This is a genomic window from Streptomyces sp. NPDC102514 (genome assembly GCF_055584525.1).
In genome coordinates this window covers 473664-481612 of the sequence record NZ_JBVJLW010000006.1, presented here as the reverse complement: position 1 = coordinate 481612, position 7949 = coordinate 473664, and the positions used below count along the sequence as shown (strand labels likewise).

The 7949-nt window shown below is 72.5% G+C and carries 8 protein-coding genes; 1 reads left to right on the top strand and 7 read right to left on the bottom strand.

From position 1 onward, the window contains the following. Positions 1-171: 171 nt before the first annotated feature. From ACZ60E_RS18910 to ACZ60E_RS18895, 4 genes are all read right to left on the bottom strand, one after another. On the bottom strand, positions 172-1800 hold the full coding sequence (locus ACZ60E_RS18910) for an FAD-binding oxidoreductase (RefSeq protein WP_469441782.1): 1629 nt from the start codon (positions 1798-1800) through the stop codon (positions 172-174). A 53-nt stretch (positions 1801-1853) separates the two neighbouring features. Beyond that, on the bottom strand, positions 1854-2369 hold the full coding sequence (locus ACZ60E_RS18905; RefSeq protein WP_469441779.1) for a nitroreductase family deazaflavin-dependent oxidoreductase: 516 nt from the start codon (positions 2367-2369) through the stop codon (positions 1854-1856). A 104-nt stretch (positions 2370-2473) separates the two neighbouring features. Then, entirely contained in the window at positions 2474-3316 is an 843-nt protein-coding gene (locus ACZ60E_RS18900; protein ID WP_384802594.1) for an AfsR/SARP family transcriptional regulator, read from the bottom strand. Between the two features lie 46 nt (positions 3317-3362). Next, the gene (locus ACZ60E_RS18895; RefSeq protein ID WP_328496330.1) at positions 3363-3797 is read right to left on the bottom strand and encodes an ester cyclase; all 435 of its coding nucleotides are present in this window, start codon (positions 3795-3797) and stop codon (positions 3363-3365) included. A gap of 268 nt (positions 3798-4065) precedes the next feature. Here ACZ60E_RS18895 and ACZ60E_RS18890 point away from each other — a divergent pair, with 268 nt between their 5' ends. After that, positions 4066-4926 carry a class I SAM-dependent methyltransferase gene (locus ACZ60E_RS18890; RefSeq protein ID WP_469441775.1) on the top strand — a complete coding sequence of 287 codons (861 nt, stop codon included), beginning with the start codon at positions 4066-4068 and terminating at the stop codon, positions 4924-4926. Between the two features lie 500 nt (positions 4927-5426). Here the strand turns inward: ACZ60E_RS18890 and ACZ60E_RS18885 are convergent, their stop codons facing one another. The 3 genes from ACZ60E_RS18885 to ACZ60E_RS18875 are packed head-to-tail and all read right to left on the bottom strand — an operon-like array spanning position 5427 to position 7941. Then, complete coding sequence (locus ACZ60E_RS18885; protein WP_469441773.1) at positions 5427-6452, bottom strand: acyltransferase domain-containing protein; 1026 nt, start codon at positions 6450-6452, stop codon at positions 5427-5429. Next, on the bottom strand, positions 6449-7666 hold the full coding sequence (locus ACZ60E_RS18880) for a ketoacyl-ACP synthase III family protein (protein ID WP_469441771.1): 1218 nt from the start codon (positions 7664-7666) through the stop codon (positions 6449-6451). Before ACZ60E_RS18880 ends, ACZ60E_RS18885 begins: the two co-directional genes overlap by 4 nt. After that, positions 7666-7941, bottom strand: a complete 276-nt coding sequence (locus tag ACZ60E_RS18875) for an acyl carrier protein (RefSeq protein ID WP_384802581.1) — start codon at positions 7939-7941, stop codon at positions 7666-7668. The genes ACZ60E_RS18880 and ACZ60E_RS18875 overlap by 1 nt, the downstream gene beginning before the upstream one ends. Between the last annotated feature and the right edge of the window lie 8 nt (positions 7942-7949).

The window sequence follows — 7949 nt, the reverse complement described above, 5'->3', positions numbered from 1 at the left end:
ATCCCCCGGGGGCGGTTTATTGCCCGCCTTGGTGGTGGGTTGCCGGGGGGGCGGCGCCGCCCCCCCCCCCCCCGGCGCCCCCCCCCCGCCCCCCCGGGGGGGGGGGGGGGGCCGCCCCCCCCCCCCCCCCCCCCCCTCCCGTCGTCACGTCGTGCCGTCGTCCCGCCGCCGTCAGTCGGGCAGTCGCACGGACAGCGCGTGCCGGAAGACGTTCCTGGGGTCCCAGCGGGCCTTGACCTTCTGCAGGCGCGGGTAGTTCCCCTTGTAGTAGAGGGTGTGCCACGGCACTCCGGAGGTGTTCCACTCCGGGTCGGCCAAGTCGATGTCGGGGTAGTTGATGAAGGTGCCCTCGGTACGGTCGCCGGGCACCGGGACGCCGCCGGTGGTGGCGAAGACGTCGCGGTAGATCTCCCGGATCCAGGCGAGGTTGGCGTCGTCCTGTGTGGGATCCATCCATGTGGCCGACATCCACACCTTGATGATGGAGTCGCGCTGGGCGGTGGCGGTGGCCGTCTCCGGAACGGAGTTGACCTTCGCGCCGTACGAGTAGAGCGAGACCTCGCCCCACACCTGGGTGTCGGCGCTCAGATAGCGGTAGAGGGTGGCGGCCTGGGGGGCGGTCCACGGCTTGCGCAGATACGCGCCCTTGGACTTGGTCCGGTCGAACCCGCCGGTGTCGAACTTGTTGGCCAGCGTGCCGCGCAGCCACGGTTCCGTGCTCCGCTGGACGGCGGGCTCCACGCCCGTGCCCTCGTTGATCGCGGCCACGAAGTCGTTCAGCAGCCCCTCGGCGCCGTCCAGTCCGCCGTCGATCTGGACGTCCAGCAGGATCTGCCCGGCCGCCTTGCTGTTGAGGTAGAAGACGCTGTGCAGACTGGCGTACGGGGTGTCGGCGGCGCTGTTGCGCTGGTGCCAGGCCCCGTGGTTGTCGATGATCCGGGTGAACGCCTTCTCGGTGAGGGCGGACCACTCCCAGGTCACGAGGTGCCGCAGGGTCGACTTCGGCGCCTTCGGCAGCAGCCCGGACGGGTCGTTGCCGGTGGCCCCGGGCGTACGGAACCAGTATCGGGTGACGATGCCGAAGTTGCCGCCGCCGCCCCCGGTGTGGGCCCACCACAGCTCGCGGTTGGGGTCGCCGGCCGCGCTGGTGGCCACGACCTTGCGGGCCCGGCCGGAGGCGTCCACGACGACGACCTCGACGGCGTAGAGGTGGTCGGCCACCACTCCGTCGCGGCGGGAGAGCGGGCCGTACCCGCCGCCGAGCACATGCCCGCCGACGCCCACCTGCGGGCAGACGCCCGCCGGGATGGTCACGCCCCAGTCGAGGTACAGGGTGCGGTACGCCTCCCCGAGGGTGGCCCCGGGTTCCACGGCGAACGCCCGCTTGGCGGAGTCGTAGAAGACCTGCCGCATCTCGGACATGTCGATGACGGCCCGCACCGCGGGGTCGTCCACGAAGCCCTCGAAGCAGTGGCCGCCGCTGCGCACGGCGATCCGCTGTCCCGCGTCCAGGGCCCGGTTCACCGCGTCGACGACCTGGTCCGCGGTGTGCACGACGTACACGGCGTCGGGTCTGCCGCGGAACCGTCCGTTGAATCCCCGGCTGACCAGGTCCTGATAACGCCGGTCCGTCCGGTCCACCTGGACGAGCCCGGTCCTGGCGCCGCACGCGCCGCCCTGAGCCGCTTCCGGGACGGCGGCCTCGGCGGCCTGGACACCGGGGACGGCCGTGGTGACCACAGTGGCCCCGCCGACCGCCGCCGCGCTGCCGAGGAATCCACGGCGCGTGAATTCGTTCAACACAGACACCTTTCCTTTCCGTGCATGCAATTTCTGACGTGCACCGTCGGCGGTTACGGCTCGACGGGCTCCAGAATCACCACGGGAATCTCCCTGGTGGTCTTCTTCTGGTAACTCTTGTACTGCGGGAAAAGCCCCGTCATGAGCTTCCAGAGATCCGGCTTCTCCTCGGCGGTCGCGGTACGGGCGCGCACGTCGAGATGTTCCTCACCGATCTGGACATGGGCCTCGGGCGAGGCGACGAGATTGAGATACCAGAGCGGATGCTCGGGCTTTCCGCCGTTCGAACCGACCACGACGACGTTGTCGCCGTCGCGGCCGTAGATCACCGCGGTGCGGCGCAGCTTTCCCGATTTCCGGCCACGGGTGGTGAGGAGCAGGGTGTCGAGCCCGTACCACTTCGCCCCCTCCTTGCCGCCGCTGCGGTCGTAGCGGCGGATGTGCGCCGCGACCCAGCCCGTCGGACTGTCGACGGGCGCCTCCTCCGGCTGTTCCGGCTGCTCCAGTTGTTCCGGCTGTGCCGGTTGTTCCGGCTGCCCCTGCTGCTCCGCCTCGTGCTCCTCCGGCATGACCCCTCCGAACTAATCAAATTTGTCTAGCTGCACCCTAGTCACGCTGGACCCGGCGGCGCAATCAAATTTGAGTACCGGTACTCCGTAGGGACACCGGTACGTCAGTAGGGGCGTGCCCCGCCGAAGGCGCTGGCCGGAACCGCGACCGGGGCCCGGCCCACCGCGAAACGGGGCTCGAAGTCGGTGTCCGCGTTCAGCACCGCCCGGTGCAGCCGCTGCACCTGGGGCCCCGGTTCCAGTCCGAGGCCCGCGACCAGCGCGCCCCGCAGCCGGTGGAAGACCTGCAGCGCCTGCGCCCTGCGGCCACTGAGGTGCAGGGCCCACATGTACTGGCCGTGCAGGCCCTCGTGCAGCGGGTTCTCCACCGTGAGGGCCGCCAGCTCGGCCAGCACCTCGCGGTACATGCCGAGCCGCAGCTCCACGTCGACCAGGTACTCGAAGGCGGCGAGCCGGGACTCCTCCAGCTGCCGGCGCCGGCTCTCCAGCACCCGCCCGGCCGGTACGTCGACCAGCGCGGGGCCCCGCCACATCAGCAGCGCCTCGTTCAGGTCCCGTACCCCGGCCGCGTCGTCGCCGCGCACCAGCGCCTCCCGGCCGGAGGTCACCAGACGGCGGTAGCGGTGCAGGTCGAGCGTGCCCGCCTCGGCGGCCAGCACGTATCCGCCCGCCCTGGTCACCAGGATCTCGCGGGCCACCTCGTCGGTGGTCAGCCCGGTGACCGCGGAGAACATCTTGCGCAGGTTCAGGATGTACGTCTGCAGCGTGGTCAGACCGCTGACGGGTGGATCGTCGTCCCACAGATCCCGCACCAGCGAGGGCACGGGCACCACCTGCCCCGTGTGGACGAGCAGCATCGCCAGTACGTTCCGCAGCTTCGGGGCGCTCGGGGCGGTCGTCTCCCCGTCCACCCGGACGTACAGCGGTCCCAGCACACCGAATTCCATCGCGCTTCCCCCTACCCCTGATCGCCGGCCTTCGAGGATTCCGCCGTCACGGACGGCGGTGCTCCTTCTCCGGCCACGGCTCACCGAGCTGGCGGTAGGTGCCCTGGTAGTCGGGCCAGTCGCGGTGGTGGTGGATCTTCCCGTCGACGAAGTGGAGGAGGTGGATCTGCTCACCGGAGAACAGCCGACCGGTGGGGGCCATGCCGACCATCTCGCCGACGTGCCGCCCGTAGAGCACCAGCCGGGCGCGTACCCAGTCGCCGTTCTCCTCGATGGCCACCTCCTCCAGGCGCGCGTCCTCCGAGAACGTCCTCTTGACCCACGCGACATTGATCGCGAAAAGCTCAGGCCCACGCATCGAGGTGAATTCCAGAGTTCCCGGATTCATGTATTCCGGATGGATGTACTCGGCCACGTCGTCCGTTTTCCCGGTGTTGTACGCCTCCACCAGGCGCCGGACGCTCGCTATCTGGTCGCTCACGTTTCTCCTCGCGAATCGGTACGAAATCGGTCCCGAATCATCCGCTGCCGACGCTGAATCGGTCACTGCCGAACCGGAACCGGTGCGGCGGTACGTTCCGGAATCAATTCTTAGGAGACGACATCCTCCGGAACAAGAGCGGATCGGCCTCCCGGGGACTTCTTTGCTTTGTGTCCAGCGGCGGTCCAGTGGCGCTCCAAGGCCTCTCCATCCGTGCCCGAGACCTGCGGGGAAAAGTGGTGTGTCCACCGAGAGAGCGGGAGATTCAGTGGACACGTCCACGTACAAATCCGAAGTGGCGGCGGCCTTCAACAGCGCCGCGGCGTCCTACGACCGGCTCGGCGTGGAGTTCTTCACTCCGATGGGCCGGCGCCTGGTGGAACGCGCGGCCCCCGGCGAGGGCGCACGGGTCCTCGACGTCGGCTGCGGCCGGGGAGCCTGTGTCTTCCCCGCGGCCGAGCGGGTGGGGCCGACGGGCCGTGTCGTGGGCATCGACGTCGCCGAGGCGATGATCGAGGAGGCCGCGAAGGAGGCCGCGCTGCGCGATGCCGGCTCGGTCGAGCTGCGGGTGATGGACGGGGAGCACCCCGACTTCGAACCGGGCTCCTTCGACGTCGTCCTGGGCAGCTACAGCGTCATCTTCCTGCCCGACGCGCCCGCGGCACTGGCCCGTTACGCGCCGCTGCTCTCCCCCGGCGGGCGGCTCGCCTTCACCAGCCCGGTGTTCAGCGAGGACACCTTCCCCTTCCTGCCGCCGGTGTTCACCGAACTCATCCCGCGCGAGCTGCTGCTCGACCTTCCGCCGCAGTGGCAGCCCGAGCGGCTCTCGCAGCGCTTCAACAGCTGGCTCGCGGACCCGGCCGACCTCGCCCGCACCCTGGAGAAGGCGGGCTTCCAGGACGTGTCCGTCGTCGACGAGTCCGTCCGGCTGGTGGCCGAGTCCGGGACGGCCTGGGTGGACTGGTCGCACACGCAGGGCATGCGCCTGCTCTGGAACCACCTCGCGGACGACAAGCGGCAGCAGCTGCGCGAGCGGCTGATCACCTCGCTCGACGCGATGCGGGACGGGGACGGACCACTCACGATCGACACACCCGTCCGATACGTCACGGCGACCGTACGCACCTGATCACGCGCTCGCGCCCCTCAGGGGCGCGGGGAACTGCGCGACCAGCCCCCACCGCCCCGCAGAAGACCAAGCCCACCCCCGCCCCCCAGGGGCGCGAGGAACTGCGCGACCAGCCCCCACCGGCCCGCAGGTGACGAAGCCGACGCCCCGCCCCCGTGCAATGACCGGGGGCGGGGCGTCGTTGCGCGCGGCAGCATGCGGGATGCGCGTGCGCGGGGTGCCGCGCCGCGCCGCGGCTGCCGGCAGACGGGCGGCACCCGAGCGAGGTGCGATGGGCGCGATACGCCGCCGCGCCGCCCGTGCCGCCGCGCCGTGTGTGCCGCCCTGCCTGCCGTCAGGCGGTCTGCGCGGGGCACACGGCAACCCGCCGCGCCACCGTGCCCTGCCTGCCGTCAGCGGTCGGCGCGGGGCGCGGCGTGCGCGGGGCCGTGGCGTACTACCTGCCGTCAGGCGGGCGGCACAGCGCGCGGGCGCGGTATGCCGCCGTGCCGTGCCTGCCGTCAGGCGGGCGGGGCGGGGTGCGGGTGGGCCGCGGTCGTGATGGCGTGGCCCGCCGCCCTGATGCGCGCCACCGCGGCCTCGATCGCGGCCCGGTCCGCCTCCGGTGGGCCCGGTCGGGCCGGCAGCAGGGACACCACCGTGCTCGTGCCCCGCCGGACGGCCGGGTGGCGGCGTGCCACCTGGGACAGGCCCTGTCCGGGACCCACCTCCACCAGCAGATGGTCGCCCGTCGCCAGCAGCCCCTCCAGCGCGGGCCAGAAGAGCACCGGCGCCACCGGCTGCCGTGCCCAGAAGGACGGGTCGTCGATGTCGGCCCGCGTCAACGGGGCGGCGGTGTACGCCGAGTGGACCGGCGGGGAGGGCGTGTTCTTGGGCACCGCGGCGAAGCGTTCGGCCGCGCCCTGGCAGGCCGGTTCCAGCATGGGGCTGTGGAAGGCGCTGAGCGAGGGGACCCGGCGGCAGACGAACCCGGCCTCCCCGAGCGCGCGGCCGGCCTTGTCCAGCGGTCCGTCGGGGCCGGCCAGGATGGTCTGGCGCGGGGCGTTGACCGCGCCCACGACCACGTCCCCGCCCAGATACGGCTCCACCTCCGCCGTGGACGCGGCGACCGCGAGCATGCCGCCCGGCGGGGCCTTCGCCAGCCGTCCGACCCGGTCGAGCACCAGGCCCACCGCGTCCCGTGTGCCGAACACCCCGGCCAGCACCGCCGAGGCCAGTTCCCCGATGCTGTGCCCGAGGAGGGCGGCCGGGCGCACGCCCCAGCTCAGCACCAGCCGGCCCAGCGCGAGGTCCACCGCGAAGAGCAGCGGCTGCGAGCGGGTGACATGGTCCAGTTCCGTGGCGGGCCGTTCGGCCAGCCAGTCCTCGCGCAGCGGACCGCCCTCGGGGCCCGCCGCGTCGAAGAACTCGTCCATCGCCGCGGTGAACACCGGCTCGTACCCGTACAGGCCCGTGGCCATCAGCTGATGCTGGGAGCCCTGGCCCGGGAGCAACAGGGCGACGGGCAGCGGGCGTTCGGCGGTCATGCGGCGTCCCCCGTGAGCGTCGTGGGTGAGGTGGGTGTCGTCGTCGGGGTGGGTGTCGGGGCCGCCCAGGCGGGCCGTTCCAGCATTTCGACGACCGCGCAGGAGTAGGTGAATCCGGCGCCCACGCTCATCCACACGACGAGGTCCCCGGCGCCGAGGCTCCCGGACGCGACCAGGTGGTCGAACCCGGCGATCTGGTCGCCGGCGCCGAGGTGCCCGATCCCGCGGCTCCACTCCCAGGTGGTGCGTTCCTCCGCGATCCCGAAGCGGGCGAGGTGTCCCGCCCGCAGCCGCTTGCGGCCCAGGTGGGGCAGGACGAACCGGTCGACGTCGGCGAGCGTGACCCCGGCGGCGGCGAGGGCCCGTTCGACGGCGGCGTCCTGCGCGGCCCCGCTCGCCGCGATCACCTGGGGCACCCGGTGGGTGGCCAGGAAGTCCTTCTTGCAGGCGTCCAGGTCGACCACCGGCCGGTGGCTGAACGGGGCGTGGCCGAACGGGTCGTCACCGCGGTGCATCCCCTCCAGCTCCGGCACGGAGACGGTGGCCAGGCCCCGGATTCGCGCGAAGCCCTCCGACGAGGACAGCACGAGGGCGGTGCCCCCGTCCCCGTAGAAGGTGCCGGAGTCGCTGCGCCAGCGGTCGAAGCCGGGCGGGCGGAAGGCGTCGCCGGTCGTCAGCAGGACCCGGCGGTCCGGCTCTCCGGCCGCCGGTCCGGCCCGCAGATGGTCGACCGCGAGCCCGAGTCCGGCCATGCCCCCGTTGGAGACCTGGCCGACCTCGATCGCGGGGCACCGGTTGCCGACGGCGGCGCGCTGGACGTACGAGGCGGGCGCCCACAGGTCGTGCCCCTGGTAGAAGAAGCTGGCGTGCAGGATCAGCGACACGTCACCGGAGCCCGACGCATCACCGGAGCCGGGCACGCCGCCGGAGCCGGTGCCGGAACCGGAGTCGGTGCCCGCGTGCCGGAGGCCGGACCGCTCAAGGGCGGTCCGGGCCGCGCGGGCCGCCATCTCGGGGGCCGGCTCGTCCTGCGCCACGGCCACCGACAGCATGCCGGTGGCCGTGGCCAGGGCCTCGTCGCACAGCCCGGCCGCGACGGCGTCCGCGACCGGGGTGCGGGGCGGCAGCCAGACCGCGCACCCCGCGATCCGGATGTCCGGCGCGGGACTCTCCACGGCGGGAGCTCCCTCGGCGCCGGCGCCCGCCTCGGTCATCAGGCGGCCCCCGCCGCGGGCATGCGGTCGGCGAGCGCGGCGTTCACGGCGGCGACGAACGCCGCGGGGGTCAGCGCCTCGCCGAGCGTCTCCTCGGGCAGCGTGATGCCGTGGCCGCGCTCGACCCTGCTGATCGCCTCCATGAGGGCCAGCGAGTCGTAGCCGAGCAGCGCGAACTCCTGTTCCGCGGCGGCGCTCGACAGGTCGACGGCCTCCTCCTCGCCCGCGCACTCACGCATGATCTTGAACAGGTCCTCGGTGGTGAAAGCGGACATGACGTCTC